The organism is Acidovorax sp. 22279 (genome assembly GCF_052045435.1).
In the GTDB taxonomy this organism is placed as follows: domain Bacteria; phylum Pseudomonadota; class Gammaproteobacteria; order Burkholderiales; family Burkholderiaceae_C; genus Acidovorax; species Acidovorax delafieldii.
In genome coordinates, this window is sequence record NZ_JBQEOV010000006.1 from 193,129 (window position 1) to 207,901 (window position 14,773).

14 protein-coding genes are annotated in these 14,773 nt (G+C 65.4%); 7 read left to right on the forward strand and 7 right to left on the reverse strand.

Going from position 1 to position 14,773, the window contains the following annotated elements:
* Window positions 1-24: 24 nt before the first annotated feature.
* The 3 genes from ACTJKQ_RS10275 to ACTJKQ_RS10285 all read right to left on the reverse strand — a co-directional run bounded on the left by ACTJKQ_RS10275 (window position 25) and on the right by ACTJKQ_RS10285 (window position 3,117).
* The gene (locus tag ACTJKQ_RS10275) at window positions 25-630 is read right to left on the reverse strand and encodes an ATP-dependent Clp protease proteolytic subunit (RefSeq protein ID WP_440596765.1); all 606 of its coding nucleotides are present in this window, start codon (window positions 628-630) and stop codon (window positions 25-27) included.
* 134 nt (window positions 631-764) lie between these two features.
* Complete coding sequence (locus ACTJKQ_RS10280) at window positions 765-2,084, reverse strand: flavin-dependent oxidoreductase (RefSeq protein ID WP_436076828.1); 1,320 nt, start codon at window positions 2,082-2,084, stop codon at window positions 765-767.
* Window positions 2,085-2,316: 232 nt separating this feature from the next.
* Window positions 2,317-3,117, reverse strand: coding sequence for a nucleotidyltransferase domain-containing protein (locus ACTJKQ_RS10285; protein ID WP_108499261.1), 801 nt, complete (start codon window positions 3,115-3,117; stop codon window positions 2,317-2,319).
* A 162-nt stretch (window positions 3,118-3,279) separates the two neighbouring features.
* On the opposite strand from ACTJKQ_RS10285, the gene ACTJKQ_RS10290 reads away from it, so the two are divergent.
* The 3 genes from ACTJKQ_RS10290 (at window position 3,280) to ACTJKQ_RS10300 (ending at window position 5,847) form a co-directional block, all read left to right on the forward strand.
* On the forward strand, window positions 3,280-4,098 hold the full coding sequence (locus ACTJKQ_RS10290; protein WP_108499262.1) for a sigma-70 family RNA polymerase sigma factor: 819 nt from the start codon (window positions 3,280-3,282) through the stop codon (window positions 4,096-4,098).
* 62 nt (window positions 4,099-4,160) lie between these two features.
* Window positions 4,161-4,769 carry a YdeI/OmpD-associated family protein gene (locus ACTJKQ_RS10295; protein ID WP_440596766.1) on the forward strand — a complete coding sequence of 203 codons (609 nt, stop codon included), beginning with the start codon at window positions 4,161-4,163 and terminating at the stop codon, window positions 4,767-4,769.
* Window positions 4,770-4,827: 58 nt separating this feature from the next.
* Complete coding sequence (locus tag ACTJKQ_RS10300; RefSeq protein WP_108499264.1) at window positions 4,828-5,847, forward strand: aldo/keto reductase; 1,020 nt, start codon at window positions 4,828-4,830, stop codon at window positions 5,845-5,847.
* Window positions 5,848-5,926: 79 nt separating this feature from the next.
* On the opposite strand, the gene ACTJKQ_RS10305 is transcribed toward ACTJKQ_RS10300, so the two are convergent.
* A complete protein-coding gene (locus ACTJKQ_RS10305; protein ID WP_108499268.1) occupies window positions 5,927-6,847 on the reverse strand; it encodes an OmpA family protein in 921 nt (306 codons plus the stop codon).
* A gap of 103 nt (window positions 6,848-6,950) precedes the next feature.
* On the reverse strand, window positions 6,951-7,328 hold the full coding sequence (locus ACTJKQ_RS10310) for a DUF4398 domain-containing protein (RefSeq protein ID WP_108499265.1): 378 nt from the start codon (window positions 7,326-7,328) through the stop codon (window positions 6,951-6,953).
* A 374-nt stretch (window positions 7,329-7,702) separates the two neighbouring features.
* Here ACTJKQ_RS10310 and ACTJKQ_RS10315 point away from each other — a divergent pair, with 374 nt between their 5' ends.
* Window positions 7,703-8,806 (forward strand): mechanosensitive ion channel family protein, encoded by a 1,104-nt coding sequence (locus ACTJKQ_RS10315; RefSeq protein ID WP_440596805.1) that lies wholly within the window; start codon window positions 7,703-7,705, stop codon window positions 8,804-8,806.
* Between the two features lie 112 nt (window positions 8,807-8,918).
* Here the strand turns inward: ACTJKQ_RS10315 and gap are convergent, their stop codons facing one another.
* Window positions 8,919-9,917, reverse strand: coding sequence for a type I glyceraldehyde-3-phosphate dehydrogenase (gene gap / locus ACTJKQ_RS10320; protein WP_099731861.1), 999 nt, complete (start codon window positions 9,915-9,917; stop codon window positions 8,919-8,921).
* An 88-nt stretch (window positions 9,918-10,005) separates the two neighbouring features.
* On the reverse strand, window positions 10,006-12,087 hold the full coding sequence (gene tkt, locus ACTJKQ_RS10325; protein ID WP_440596767.1) for a transketolase: 2,082 nt from the start codon (window positions 12,085-12,087) through the stop codon (window positions 10,006-10,008).
* A 123-nt stretch (window positions 12,088-12,210) separates the two neighbouring features.
* On the opposite strand from tkt, the gene ACTJKQ_RS10330 reads away from it, so the two are divergent.
* Genes ACTJKQ_RS10330 through ACTJKQ_RS10340 form a run of 3 tightly spaced genes read left to right on the forward strand, consistent with a single transcriptional unit; the run spans window position 12,211 to window position 14,767 of the window.
* Complete coding sequence (locus ACTJKQ_RS10330) at window positions 12,211-12,600, forward strand: S-adenosylmethionine decarboxylase family protein (protein WP_440596768.1); 390 nt, start codon at window positions 12,211-12,213, stop codon at window positions 12,598-12,600.
* On the forward strand, window positions 12,597-13,373 hold the full coding sequence (locus tag ACTJKQ_RS10335; protein WP_440596769.1) for a nucleotidyltransferase family protein: 777 nt from the start codon (window positions 12,597-12,599) through the stop codon (window positions 13,371-13,373). Before ACTJKQ_RS10330 ends, ACTJKQ_RS10335 begins: the two co-directional genes overlap by 4 nt.
* Window positions 13,370-14,767: an aminopeptidase P N-terminal domain-containing protein gene (locus ACTJKQ_RS10340; RefSeq protein ID WP_440596770.1), complete on the forward strand. Its 1,398-nt coding sequence runs from the start codon at window positions 13,370-13,372 to the stop codon at window positions 14,765-14,767. Before ACTJKQ_RS10335 ends, ACTJKQ_RS10340 begins: the two co-directional genes overlap by 4 nt.
* The last annotated feature ends 6 nt before the right edge of the window (window positions 14,768-14,773 follow it).

A 14,773-nucleotide genomic window follows, 5' to 3' on the forward strand; every position in this document is an offset into this window, starting at 1 on the left:
TTTGATAGTTAGGGGTGCCTGGCATCACTCCTTCAATGCCGCCTTGTGCTCGATGATGCGCGAGACCAGACCATAGTCCACGGCCTCTTCGGCCGACAGCCAGCGGTCGCGCTCGATGTCTGCCAGCACCACCTCCAGCGGCTTGCCGGTCTGCCGAGCGATGGTGGCTGCAATCCGCTCACGCGCTTTCACCATCTCGCGCGCCTGGATGGCGATGTCACTGGCCGGGCCGCCGGCGCCACCGCTGGGCTGATGGATCAGAAAGCGCGTGTTGGGCAGGCAGAACCGCCGCTCGCGTGGCGCCGCCAAGTACAGGTGCGTGGCCGCGCTGCCCACCCAGCCGGTGCCAATCATGTTCACCGGCGCTGTGATGAAGCGCACCAGGTCGTGGATCGTGTCGCCCGACTCCAGGTGCCCGCCGGGCGAGCTCACCAGCATGTCGATGGGCTCGGCACTCTCGGCATCCAGCGCAATCAGCCGCCGCGCCACATCGGCGGCCAGGGTGTCGGTGATGGTGCCAAAGACCAGCAGAGTGCGGGCCTTGAATGCTTTTTCTTCCAGGTAAGACGTGCGCGGTTCGGCGCCTTGGGTAGGGGCTGAAGCGGGTGTGGTTGTATCTGGCGTGTCCATGGGGCAAGTCCTTGCGAGTGATAGGACTGCCTTGACGAACGAGACACGCCGGGCGTGACATTTCTCTGCGCTTGCATATCCAGGCCAGCGCTGCATGGCGGACCCACTGGCCCGCACTGCACCCTTTGGACTGTTCAGCCTGCGGCCACGCGTTGCCCCGGCGCAATGGTGGGCGGCGCCGCATTCAGCGTCTCGATCGCAAAGCCCGCCGCCGCCTTGTAGCGGGCCATGAAGCCCTCGCGTTCCTCGCGCGGCAGCACGTCGTCGATGTGGTCGAACACCCCGCCGCAGCGCTCGTCCACCAGCCCCAGCAGACCAAACGGGCCGGAGCCCCGGTTGCGCAGCACCAGCGCAGAGATGTCCTTGCACAGCTTGTCGTCATAGGCACGCAGCGCCTGCGGGCCCACACCGTGCGCGATGAGCTGCGCCCCCAGCACGCGCGCATCCACGATGGCCTGGCTGGCACCGTTGGAGCCCACGGGGTACATCACATGCGCCGCGTCGCCCAGCAGCGCCACGCGGCCGTCTACCCAGGTGGGCACCGGGTCGCGGTCGATCATGGGGTACTCAAAAATGTCCTTGGCGCCGCGCAGCATGGCAGGCACGTCCAGCCAGCTGTAGTTCCAGCCCTCGAAGTGGTGGATGAACTCCTCCAGTGCCACGCGCCGGTTCCAGTCGCCCTGCTGCCAGCCGCCCTGGTTGTCGACCGTGATCTCGGCGATCCAGTTGATGGTGGCCAGGCCTGTGGCCGGGTCGGGCGGGGTGATGGGGTAGAACACCACACGGTGCCGCAGCGAGCCCACGCCCACAAACGACGCGCCCGTGCGCACCGGCACCCCCGGCGTGGTGCCGCGCCACATGATGGCACCGCCCCACTGGATGGGCGGCTGCGTGGGGTGCATCTGCGCCCGCACGGCCGAGTGCAGGCCGTCGGCGGCAATCAGCAGCGAGCCAGCTACCTCACGCTTCTCTCCGTCGCGTGTCTCGACAATGGCGGTGACGCCGTTTGCATCCTGCCGGTAGCCCACCACCCGCTGCCCCAGCTGCACTGCGTCGGTTCCCAGGCGCTCTCGCACCGCGTTGAACAGCATCATCTGCAGCTGCCCCCGGTGCACCGAATACTGGGGCCAGTGGTAGCCCGCCTCCAGCCCGCGTGGCTCGGCGTACACCTCGTTGCCGTTGCGACCCACCAGCGCCCATTCGCGCGCCTGCAGGCCAATCGTGTCCAGCACCTCGTTGCCAAACCCCAGGTCGTGCAGTTCTCGCACGGCGTTGGGCTGCAGGTTGATGCCCACGCCCAGCGGCTGCAGCTCGGGCACTGTTTCAAAGACGATGCAGGGCACGCCGATCTGGTGCAGGGTCAGGGCAGTGGCCATGCCACCGATGCCGCCGCCAGCTATCAGCACGGGGCGGGGCGAGGAGGGGGGTGAAGTAGGAGTAGGTGCGCCAGACATGCCGAGATTGTCCATGGAACGGCGGGTGGAGCTTGTCGCGGGGGGGAATAGCGGGTGGCTTTTTGCTGCGGGTTGTGCCCGTTCAGCCAGCCTTGTCAGGCGTAGCTACCTATGTTTCCCCCAGGCCAGAGGGTTAGGCTGCATTGCAACTGCTGGGTGACATTGGGGTGGGTGCTATCGGCCAGAACCGGAACTTGCGGCTCCAGGGTACGTGAAGAACGCCCCGGGGCCTTCAACCCATTTGGCTGCGTACTTGGTGCAAAAAATTCATGGCAACGTATTCGCCGTCTGTGTTCACTTTGACCGTCGACGCACGAAGGGTCCGATACGCCGCGATAGTGTTCTCCAGCGCTTCCAACAATGCGGGAGCATTCAGAGTAGCAACCGTGTTTGCCAGCAATGACGCCAACTCTGGCACTAGTTCTACCCGCCGAACACCGATGGGTGCCTTGCCCGCACGTTCAAGCCCAAGCGGACCAAGCACGCACCCGCGCAAAAAAGAGAAGAAGTCCAACGCCTCCTGCAGTTCTCCGCGGGCAATCTTCGAGGCGCCGTAGTGCACCCACACCCAGAATCGATCTTCGATCCACTGGTGGTCGGGCGGGGGAAATGCTCGCTTCCCGTGGGCTAGTGCCTCGGTCAGCCGCACATCGCGCTCCCACAACACGGTGGGTTGGTCGACCCGGTCTTTCAGATCCTCAATGCGAACAAACTTGAGGTCAACATGAAGGGCGGGTGGTCCGTAAAGGCAGATCAGTAAGCGTGGCTCGCCGACGTGCTCGCCTGTGAACGCTGCCACCAGCCGCCCGAGCTTGGAAGCGACTTGCTTGCGGCTCTGCATCACCTCGTCAAAGCTCGCGCCCTCGCACACGACGACCAAATCTAGATCGCTGTAGTCGTCCATCAGGTCTGCAGAATAGGAGCCGGCCGCTGCAACACCGACAACCCGGGAGTCTGCTGCCAAGATAGAGACGGCGCGATCGAGGAAATCGCGGTGGAGTTGGGGCGTGGAACGAGGGTGATGGATCAACATGTTGAGACTTTACAGAAGTCCGCCACACCGATCGATTGGTACGCTACGCGCAAGGTCTGCTTTGGGCCTGAGCCCTTCCTTCGACCCAACGCCGGATCCTTGCATTCGTCCATCAACTGCTGTCCTAGTCTGCTTTGGGTCTGCCTGTGGCACCATGCTCCGATGCGAAAAGACGAACACACCGTGGCGCTCGTAGGCGCCAGCCGCAGTGCCTTGGTGCGCGCCGCCACGCGCCTTCTAGGCCCGGTCGATGCTGAAGACGCGGTGCAGGACGCCTATGTGCGCGCGCTGGAGGCCAATGCCCCTGCGCTCAATGCTGCCCAGGCCTGGCTGCTGACTGTGGTGCGCAATCTGGCCATCGACCGTTTGCGGCGGCGCCAGTGGATGGCGCAATGGCTGGCTGAAGCCGTGCAGAGCGCGCACGCCGATGTCGCTGGCGCGGTCGCACCTTCTGCGGAGGCCGATGCGGCTCTTGCGCAGCAGGCCACGCTGGCGCTGCGGCGACTTGCCGAGTATGTGACGCCTGCGGAGGGCGCTGCGTTGCTGTTGCATGCTGTGTTCGACGCCAGCCATGCCGAGCTGGCGCAGGCCAGCGGTCGGTCTGAAGCAGCCAGCCGCCAGCAACTGCGCCGCGCCTTGCAGCGGCTGCGGCAGGCGCAGGAGGGCGACGAATCCAGCGATGAACCCAAGGGCGCCAACGCCGCAGTGCTGCGCCTGTATCTGCAGTCGCTGCAATCGCGAGACCCACAGACACTGTGGGCGCTGCTGCGCCAGCCGCCCGTCAGCGCGGGGGCGGTGCATGCCGCAGCCCAGGCGATGCAGCTTGTGCCACCGCGTGCCCAGCGCGCAAGCGCCACTGTGGGTGGGGTGGTGCAGGTAGGCGGGCAGTTGGGGCTGGTGCTCACGCTTGATGGTGTGACGCTGTGCGTGGTGCCGCTGGGACCACACGCCGAGCAAGTGCATGACGCCGTGGTGGCCTGACCCGCGCACCTGCAGCTGCAACTGGTAGGAAGAAGGCAAGACGGAAGGACGTTTGCAGCACCATGATCCAGCAGCCCGCGCCCACCTTCTTTGCCACCCCGCAGGCGTTCCACGATTGGCTGGAGCGCCACGCCGCCAGCGCGACGGAGCTGCTGGTGGGTTTTCACAAGGTGGGCTCGGGCCGCCCCAGCTTGGGCTGGCCGGAGTCGGTGGACGAAGCGCTGTGCTTTGGGTGGATCGATGGCATTCGGCGGCGTATTGACGAGCACACGTATTCGATCCGCTTCACTCCGCGCAAGCCGTCGTCGATCTGGAGTGCGGTCAACATCGCCAAAGTGGAGCAGTTGCAGGCGGCAGGCCGCATGACGCCTGCGGGGCTGGCCGCCTTCGCGCACCGCAAGGCAGACAAGTCGGCCATTTACTCGCACGAGCAGGCGGGGGTGGCCGAGCTGCCGGTGGCGCTGCAACGCATTTTCCAGCGCAACAAGGCCGCGTGGCGGTACTTTCAGGAGTCCACACCGCCCAGCTACCGCAAGGTGATGCTGCACTGGGTCACATCCGCCAAACGCGATGCGACCCGGGAGGCGCGGTTTGCGCAGCTGGTGGCCGCCTGTGCTGCGGGCGAGCGCATTGAGCTGTGGGCGAAGCGGCCACCCGTTGCAAAGGCTTAGCCCAGCCTCCAAGCCCGAGCCACCCGGTGGGTTGCCTCGCTTGCCGTAAGCTCGCGGCATGCAACAAAGAAACCTTGGACCTTTCTCCGTCTCGGCCATCGGCCTTGGCTGCATGAACCTGTCGCACGCCTATGGCGCCCCGGTGTCTGCCGAGCAGGGCGAACGCGTGCTGCTGGCCGCGCTGGATGCGGGCGTGACGCTGTTTGACACCGCCACGCTGTACGGCTTTGGCGCCAACGAAACCCTGGTGGGCCGTGTGCTGAAGCAGCACCGCAGCCGTTTCACCCTGGCCAGCAAATGCGGCATGCAGGGCGTGGATGTGAATGGCGACGGCAAGCTGGTACGCGTGATCGACGGCCGCCCCGCCACGCTGCGCCAGACCTGCGAAGACAGCCTGCGCCGTCTGCAGACCGACGTGATCGACCTGTACTACCTGCACCGCTGGGACAAGAAGGTGCCCATTGAAGACAGCATGGGCGCACTGGCCGACCTGGTGCGTGCGGGCAAGATCCGCAGCATCGGCCTGTCGGAGGTGTCGGCCGCCACGCTGCGCAAGGCGCACGCGGTGCACCCCATTGCTGCGGTGCAGACCGAGTATTCGCTCTGGACGCGCAACCCCGAGATTGCTGTGCTGGACGCCTGCCGAGAACTGGGCGCCGCCTTTGTGGCGTTCAGCCCCGTGGCGCGGGGCTTTCTGTGTGGCGATCTGCGCGATGTGAGCACGCTGGATGCCAAGGATATCCGCCGCGCCATGCCCCGTTTTGCGCCCGACGCCTATGCCGCCAATCTGAATCTGCTCGACGGCTATCAAGCCATTGCGCACGATATGGGTTGCACCCCCGCCCAGCTGGCGCTGGCGTGGCTGCTGCACAAGGCCGAGCACATCATTCCCATCCCAGGCACCACCAGTGTGGAGCATTTGCAGGACGACCTGGGTGCTGCCAACGTGCGGCTGGACGCCGCCACCATGGCGCGGCTGGATGCGCTGATCAACGAGCGCACGGTAGTGGGCCAGCGCTACAACGCACAATCCGCGAGCGAAGTCGATACCGAAACGTTTGAAGACCGCGCAGCGTAGGCGGCGCGGTCTTTGTGGGCTTCAGTGCAGGTTCACTGCAGCTTCAATACGGCTTCACGGTAGGACTTTTTGTGGGGCCTCAACGGCCTCGCAAATTGCCCTTGTCATCGGCAATCACGATCTCCACACGGCGGTTCATGGCGCGGCCTTCGGGCGACGCGTTGTCAGCCACCGGGTGGGCCTTGCCGTAGCCGCGTGCGGCGATGCGGCTGCTGTCCACGCCGCGCTGCACCAACGCATCGCGCACGGCCTGCGCGCGGCGGTCTGACAGGTCCTGGTTGTAGCTGTCGCCACCCACGCTGTCGGTGTAGCCCTCGATCAACAGCTTGCGGTCCGGGAACTGTTTGAGAAAGTTCGCCAGCTTGTCCAGGCGCGGGCCGGCCTGGGCCGAGAGTTCGGCCTTGTTGAAGGCAAACAGCACATCGCCCAAGGTCACCAGCAGGCCGCGTTCGGTCTGCTGGGCTTCGAGTTCGCGCAATTGCGCTTCGAGTGCGCGCACGCGGTCTTGTGCCGCATTGGCCTGGGCCATGGCAGCGGTGGCTTGCGCCTGCTGTTGTGCGGCGCGTTGCTCGGCGCTCATCGCCTGCTGCTGGGCTTGCTGGGCGCGCAGGCGGGCCGCGTCAGCCTCTTGGGTGCGGGCCTGCAGACGGATGCGGTCGGCTTCGCTGCCTGCCTGTTTGATGTTGGCATCGAGCTGGCGTGCGCGGGCTGCATTGGTGGCGATCTCGGCGCGTTGGCGAGCGATGTACGCCAGGTGGTTGGTCTCGGACGTGTCGCGGTCATCGGCCCACACGCGGTCGGCCTTGGCCAGTGCGTCGGTGGCTTGCTTCAGTTCGAGCTGCGCGTACTGGTTGACGGCCGGGTCTCCTGCAGCGGTGCTCACTGCGGTACGGGCCTCTTCCAGCGCGGGCGATGGGGTGGTGCTGGCGCAGGCGGCCAGCAGGCCAACGGCAATCAGGCTGGTGCACAGGGCGGTGGTTCGGTGAAAAAAGCGGTGCATGGTCAGGTGTTCCTTGAAATGGGGTGGGGCAATCGCGGGGGCCTCAACGGTGTGTGCCTGAGGCGAAGCCAGGGGGCGCGGTGGCCCCATGGTTGGCGCTGGCTCAGCGGGGCGATCGGCGGTTGATTTCTTCTTGCAGTGCGCGGATACCGTCTTGCACTTGGGCGAGGTTGGCGGCATTGCTGGCCGCGTCTGCGCGTGTTTCAGCGACACGGGCATCTACCTCGGCCTCAGCGGCCAGGCGGCGTGCCGCCACATAGTCCTTCTCTGCCATCGCTTTTTCGGCCTGCATCAGCTTCTCGCGTGCTTGCTGCAGCTGCACGGGGGAGCTGGTGGCCACAGCCGGGGCAGCCGCCACGCGGTTGACAGTGGTGCGGGTGACCGCCATCTGTTCGGTGGGCGCCGGGGTGGAAGAACAGGCGGCCAGTGCGCCCAGTGCGAGTGCCGCTGTGGCGGTACGGATCAATGCGGATGAATGCATGGTGTGGTGGACTCCTCTGGAGGTGGTTGGGTAGGCCGTACCGACGTATCGGGCGGGCCACCAGGGGGTTCTGGTGTTGATGCATTGTTGGGGCTCGCCCGGCAAGCAGGCGTAGGCCCTGCCTCTGTATTGCTGTGGGGCATGTCTTACGAACACTTGCAAACAAGGCGCCCACCATTTGCGTGAAGGAGAGTGGCTTGTTGCGTTCGGGAACTCTCATCTCCCCCAGGTCTCGATCAATGACAGCACGCGCACGCAGCGTGTTGTTGCGGGTGCCCTTCACCCGTACGCCACGTCCCATGGCCGTGGCCTCTGCGCGGGCGCTGCGCACGCCTGCTCCATCACCGCAACACAACGAAGAGGAGAGTTACTGCATGCCGCCATCCACCTTTTTTAACTGGGTCCAGGAGACCACCTTTGCGGGCGTGCCGCTATGGAGCCTGTGTGTGGCCCTGGCGGCGGCTGTGGCCACCTACGCAGCCACCCTTGTGGTGCTGCACCTACTGACCCGCCGCGCCAAAGTGTGGGCCACGCAGTCACACAGCGGCATGGCACTGACTTTGGTGGATGTGCTGGAAGGCACGAGCCGCACGCTGATGCTGGTGGTGGCACTGCTGGTGGGCGCAAGCCTGCTCGACCTGCCGGGCCGCTGGGAGAGCCGTCTGAGCCAGCTGTGGTTTGTCGCCGTGGCGCTGCAGATGGGGCTGTGGGGCATGCGCGCGATTGGCATTGGCGTACGCCGCTATGTGGAGCGGCACTCGTCCAGCGGCATGACGCAGGTCAGCGCCTCGGCCACGCTGATGTCGTGGGGGCTGCGCACGCTGCTGTGGAGCGTGGTGCTGCTGGCCATCTTGTCCAACGTGGGGGTGAACATCACGGCCTTCATCGCCAGCCTGGGGGTGGGCGGTATTGCCGTGGCGTTGGCGGTACAGAACATTTTGGGCGACCTGTTCGCATCGCTAGCGATTGCGGTGGACAAGCCTTTCGAGGTGGGCGACTTCATCGTGGTGGGCAATGTGTCGGGCACCGTGCAGGTGATTGGTCTCAAGACCACGCGCATCCGCAGTCTGCAGGGCGAGCAGATCGTGATGTCCAACACCGACCTGCTCAAGCAGACCATCAGCAACTTCCGCATGCTGGAGCGGCGGCGCATCGTGTTCACCTTTGGCGTAGCCTATGGCACCACCCCCGAGCAGGCCGAGGCCATTCCAGGCGTTGTGCGCAACCTCATCGAGGCACACCCGGAGCTGCGCTTTGACCGTGCACATTTCAAGGCGCTGGGCACCAACTCGCTGGACTATGAGGTGGTCTACATCGTCGAAGACCCGGCCTACAACCTCTACATGGACCTGCAGCAGTCCATCAACCTGGGGCTGCTGCGCGAGTTCAAAGCCATGGGCGTGGAATTTGCGTTTCCTACCCGCACGGTGCACATTGCCAGCGCGCCGCCGCGGGCACCTACCGCTGCCATGCTCTGAGGCGGGGCAAGCCACCACAAACGCGCAGACGAAAAAAAGCCGGCGGCCTTTGCAGGCGGCCGGCTTGAACAGGGTAGTTGCTACTAGCGCTTTTTCAACTTCTCAAAAAAGCTTACTTGGCGACCACGCGCACCATTTCCAGGCACTTGTTCGAGTAGCCCCATTCGTTGTCGTACCAGCTCACGACCTTGACGAAGGTGCCGTCCAGCGCGATGCCGGCGTCAGCGTCAAAGATGGACGTGCGGGTGTCGCCACGGAAGTCGGTGGCTACCACCTTGTCTTCGGTGTAACCCAGCACGCCCTTCAGGGCGCCTTCGGACTGGGCCTTCATTTCGGCCTTGATTTCTTCGTAGGTGGCAGCCTTGTCCAGCTCCACCGTCAGGTCCACCACCGACACGTCGGAGGTGGGCACGCGGAAGGACATGCCGGTCAGCTTCTTGTTCAGCGCAGGGATCACCACGCCCACGGCCTTGGCAGCGCCAGTGCTGGAGGGGATGATGTTTTCCAGAATGCCACGGCCGCCGCGCCAGTCCTTGTTCGAAGGGCCGTCCACGGTCTTTTGCGTGGCGGTGGCAGCGTGCACGGTGGTCATCAGGCCGCGCTTGATGCCCCACTTGTCGTTCAGCACCTTGGCCACGGGAGCCAGGCAGTTGGTGGTGCACGATGCGTTGGAGATGATGGCCTGGCCAGCGTAGGTGTCGTGGTTCACGCCGAACACGAACATCGGGGTGTCGTCTTTTGACGGAGCCGACAGGATGACCTTCTTAGCGCCAGCGTCCAGGTGCTTCTGCGCCGTGACCTTGTCCAGGAACAGGCCGGTGGATTCGATCACCACATCGGCGCCGACTTCGTTCCACTTCAGGTTGGCAGGGTCGCGCTCTTGCGTGAGGCGGATCTTCTTGCCGTTGACGATCAGGGTGTTGCCCTCGACCGCCACGGTGCCCTTGAAGCGGCCGTGCACCGAGTCGTACTGCAGCATGTACGCCAAGTACTCAGGCTCCAGCAGGTCGTTGATGCCCACGACTTCGATGTCGCTGAAGTTCTGGATGGCCGAGCGCAGTACGTTGCGGCCGATGCGGCCGAAGCCGTTGATACCAATCTTGATCGTCATAGGGAGTCTCTTCAAAGTTGCAAAGTCGAAATCATGAATTGGCCGCCGCGCGCCCGCTGGCAGCGGTGCGCAGCGGGCAAAGGGCGTTTTAACGCGCCTTCTTGGCAGGCTTCAGGCGGGCCGCGCCGATGGCCACCAGCACTGCGTCGGCCACGTTCTCTTCGGTGAAGCCGAAGTGCTTGAACAGCACAGGCGCGGGGGCCGATTCACCGTAGCTGTCGATGCCCACCACGGCGGCGCAGCCGTACTTCCACCAGCCGTCGGTCACGCCCATTTCCACGGCCACGCGCGGCACGCCCGCAGGCAGCACACTGCTCTTGTACTTGGCCTCTTCGCGGTCGAAGGTGGTCGTGCTGGGCATGGAGACCACGCGAACGCCGATCTTCTTGTCTGCCAGCAGGCGCTGGGCCTTCAGGGCCAGCTGCACTTCAGAGCCGGTGGCAATGATCACGGCCACGGGCTTCTTCTTGAGGCCCACGTCGGCAGGCTCGCTCAGCACGTAGGCGCCGCGCGAGATGTCGCCCAAGTCGCGCTTGGGCGCATAGGGCAGGTTCTGGCGCGACAGGGCCAGCACGGTGGGCTTGTTGCGGTTGGACAGGGCCACGCTCCAGGCCACGGCGGTTTCTGCCGTGTCGGCGGGGCGCCAGACATCGAGGTTGGGAATCAGGCGCAGGCTGGCCACGTGCTCGATGGACTGGTGTGTGGGGCCGTCTTCGCCCAGGCCGATGGAGTCGTGCGTGAACACGTGGATCACGCGCTGCTTCATCAGCGCAGCCATGCGGATGGCGTTGCGGCTGTAGTCGCTGAACGTGAGGAAGGTGCCGCCGTAGGGGATGAAGCCACCGTGCAGCGCCACGCCGTTCATGATGGCGGCCATGCCGAATTCGCGCACGCCGTAGTTGATGTGGCGGCCACCGATTTTTTGGCCGTTTTCGAGCGCGGTCTGCACCACGTTGCCCTGCATGTCAAAGCGCAGATTGGGTGTGCTCTTGGTGTTGGTGAGGTTGGAGCCTGTCAAGTCGGCGCTGCCGCCCAGCAGTTCGGGCAACGCAGCGGTGAAGGCTTCCAGCGCCAGCTGGCTGGCCTTGCGGCTGGCCACAGTCTCGCCCTTGGTGTGCGCTGCCACCACGGTGTCCACGGCCACTTGCGCAAAGTTGGCGGGCAGGTCGCCCTGCATGCGGCGGGTGTATTCGGCAGCCAGCTCGGGGAAAGCCTTGCTGTAGGCGGCGAACCGTTCGTTCCAGGTGGCTTCAGCGGCAGCGCCAGCGGCCTTGGCGTCCCAGCCGGCGTACACGTCTTCGGGGATCACGAAGGGCTCGCTGGTCCAGCCCAGGGCTTCCCGCGTGAGCTTGATTTCTTCGGCGCCCAGGGGCTCGCCGTGGGCCTTGGCGGTGTTCACGCGGTTGGGGCTGCCCTTGCCGATGTGTGTCTTGCACACGATGAGCGTGGGGCGCTCGGTCTGCTTCTTGGCTTCGACGATGGCTGCGGCCACCTTGTCGGCGTCGTGGCCATCAATGGGCCCGATCACGTTCCAGCCGCTGGCCACGAAGCGCAGGGGGGTGTTGTCGGCAAACCAGGGAGCAACCTGTCCGTCGATGCTGATGCCGTTGTCGTCGTACAGGGCGATCAGCTTATTGAGCTTCCAGGCGCCCGCCAGCGACACGGCTTCGTGGCTGATGCCTTCCATCAGACAGCCATCGCCCAGGAAGGCGTAGGTGTGGTGGTCCACCACGGCATGGCCTTCGCGGTTGAACTCCGCAGCCAGCAGCTTTTCGGCCAGCGCAAAGCCCACGGCATTGGTGATGCCCTGGCCCAGCGGGCCTGTGGTGGTTTCCACGCCGGGGGTGATGCCCACTTCGGGGTGGCCGGCGGTCTTGCTGTGCAACTGGCGGAAGTTCTTCAGCTCGCCGATGGGCAGGTCGTAGCCGGTGAGGTGCAGCAATGCGTACAGCAGCATCGAGCCGTGGCCGTTGGACAGCACAAATCGGTCGCGGTCAAACCACTGGGGGTTGGTGGGGTTGTGCTTGAGGTGGCGGCTCCACAGTGCCACGGCCATGTCGGCCATACCCATGGGGGCGCCGGGGTGGCCGGAGTTGGCTTGTTGAACGGCGTCCATGGCCAATGCGCGGATCGCATTTGCCATCTGTTGGGATTGCTGGGTGTTGGCCATGGGGGGAGAGTTCAGGGTGGGTGAGTCGGGGGAAACCCGGCATTTTACCGAGGTGGCTTGCGCTCACCTGAATTCGCAGGCTGCCAGCAGGAAGCCCGGTGGCAATGCACTACAGTGCGGCCCATGCAAGGACTGCATCTCACCGCCGATCTCCATGGCTGCCGTTGCGCCTCCGCATGGCTGCTGGACGCCACCGCCCTGGGCCGCGCCTGTACCGAAGCGGTGCGCGCCGCTGGGCTCCAGCCTGTGGGGCATTTGTTCCATGAATTTCCTGCCACCGAGCATGGCCCCGGCGGGGTGACTGCCACGGTGTTGCTGGCCGAGTCGCACCTGTGCGTGCACACGTGGCCCGAGCAGCGCGGCGTGACGCTGGATGTGTATGTGTGCAATTTCGGTGCCGACCATTCGGCCAAGGCGCGTGCGCTGATGGAAGCCCTGCTGGCCTTGTTCGACCCCACCACCGTGGAGCGCCATGCGCTCCAGCGGGGCTCTGTGAGCGGGGTGGCGGCATGAGTGCCGCCCGCCATCAGGTGCCTGCCCTGCTTCTGGCCGCAGGCCGTGGCGAGCGCATGCGCCCGCTGACCGACAGCATGCCCAAGCCGCTGCTGCAGGTGCAGGGCCAGCCACTGCTGCAGTGGCACCTGCAGGCTTTGCTGGACGCAGGTGTGGAGCGGGCGGTGATCAACACCGCATGGCTGGGCGAACAGATCAGCGCGTTTTTTTCCAGCGTTTTTGCCTCCAAGCGCAGGAAAAATATGCCTGAGCAGCTATCAATTTCATACTCCCACGAAGGGGTGGACTTTGGCGGCGCGCTGGAAACCGCTGGCGGTATCGCCCGTGCATTGCCGCAGCTCGGCCCGGTGTTCTGGCTGGCCGCAGGCGATGTGTGTGCGCCCGATTTCGTGTTCGACAGCGCAGCGGTAGCGGCCTTCGAGGCCAGCGATCATTTGGCCCACCTGTGGCTGGTGCCCAATCCGGCGCACAACCCGCGTGGCGACTTTGGCTTGTCGGCAGACGGGCTGGCGCTCAACCTGCCCGCCGACGACCCCGCGCCACGCTACACCTATAGCACCATCGCCCTGTTGCGCGCCGAGCTGTTTGCAGCGCCGTGGTGCGACATTCCGCCCGGAAACCCCAGCGGCATCAAAGCCCCGCTGGCGCCGCTGCTTCGCCGTGCAATGGACAATGGCCGCGTCAGTGCGCAGCTCTACACCGGCCGCTGGACCGATGTGGGCACGCCAGAGCGGCTGGCCGAACTCAATTCCTATTCTCACGACGCGCCATGAACACCACCGTGCCTGCCTCTGTCTATGCCCAGCGCCGCGCGCACCTCGCTGCCCAGTTGGGCCCCGGGGGCATTGCCATCATTCCTACGGCGCTGGAGCGCCCGCGCAACAGGGACAGCGACTTTCTGTTCCGCCACGACAGCTACTTCTATTACCTGACAGGCTTTACCGAGCCTGGCGCCTGCATGGTGCTGGCGAACGATGGCCGCAGCACGCTGTTCTGCCAGCCCAAGGACCTGGAGCGTGAGATCTGGGACGGCTACCGCCTGGGCCCGGCTGCTGCGCCTGCGGCCTTGGGGGTGGACGCCGCGCATTCGATGGCCGAACTGGACAGCAAGCTGCCGCGCCTGCTCGAAAACACGGGCTGCGTCTGGTACCCGTTCGCCACGCACAGCGGTCTCGCCGCCCGCGTGGAGGGCTGGCTCAATGTGGTGCGGGGGCGCGTGCGCTATGGCGCCATCTGCCCCGCCGAGCAGAACGACCTGTGCACCTTGCTCGACGAGATGCGCCTGTTCAAGGACGCGCACGAGCAGGACATCATGCGCCGCGCCAGCGCCATCAGTGCGCACGCCCACATCCGCGCCATGCAGCGCTCGGCCCGCATGCTGCGCGCAGGGGAGGATGTGCGCGAATACCACCTGGATGCCGAGCTGCTGCACGCGTTCCGCGAAGCGGGCTCGCAGTACCCGGCCTACAGCTCCATCGTGGCCGCTGGGGCCAACGCCTGCGTGCTGCACTACCGCGCCGATGCAGCGCCTGTGCGCGACGGCGAGTTGGTGCTGATCGACGCAGGCTGCGAGCTGGACAGCTACGCCAGCGACATCACCCGCACTTTCCCGGCCAATGGCAAGTTCACCGGCCCGCAGCGCGCGCTGTATGACCTGGTGTTGGCCAGCCAGGATGCGGCCGTGGCGGCCACCAAGGCAGGCGCACGCTTCAACGACCCGCACGACGCCACGGTGGCCGTGCTGGCCCAGGGCATGCTGGACCTGGGCTTGCTCGACAAGAACAAGGTGGGCACCGCACAGGACGTGATCGACAAACGTGCCTACTTCCAGTTCTACATGCACCGCACCAGCCACTGGCTGGGCATGGACGTGCACGACTGCGGCAGCTATGTGGAGCCCGGCGAGGTGGGTCAGACCAGCGAACGCAAAGACCCGCTCTCGGGCGAAACGATCACCAATCGCCCCAGCCGCATCCTGCGGCCCAGCATGGTGCTGACCATCGAGCCCGGCATCTATGTGCGCCCCGCCGAAGGGGTGCCCGAGCAATTCCACAACATCGGCATCCGCATCGAAGACGATGCCATCGTCACCGAGACGGGTTGTGAGCTGATCACGCGCGGCGTGCCGGTGAAGGCCGACGAGATCGAAGCGCTGATGCGCGCCTGAGCGTGG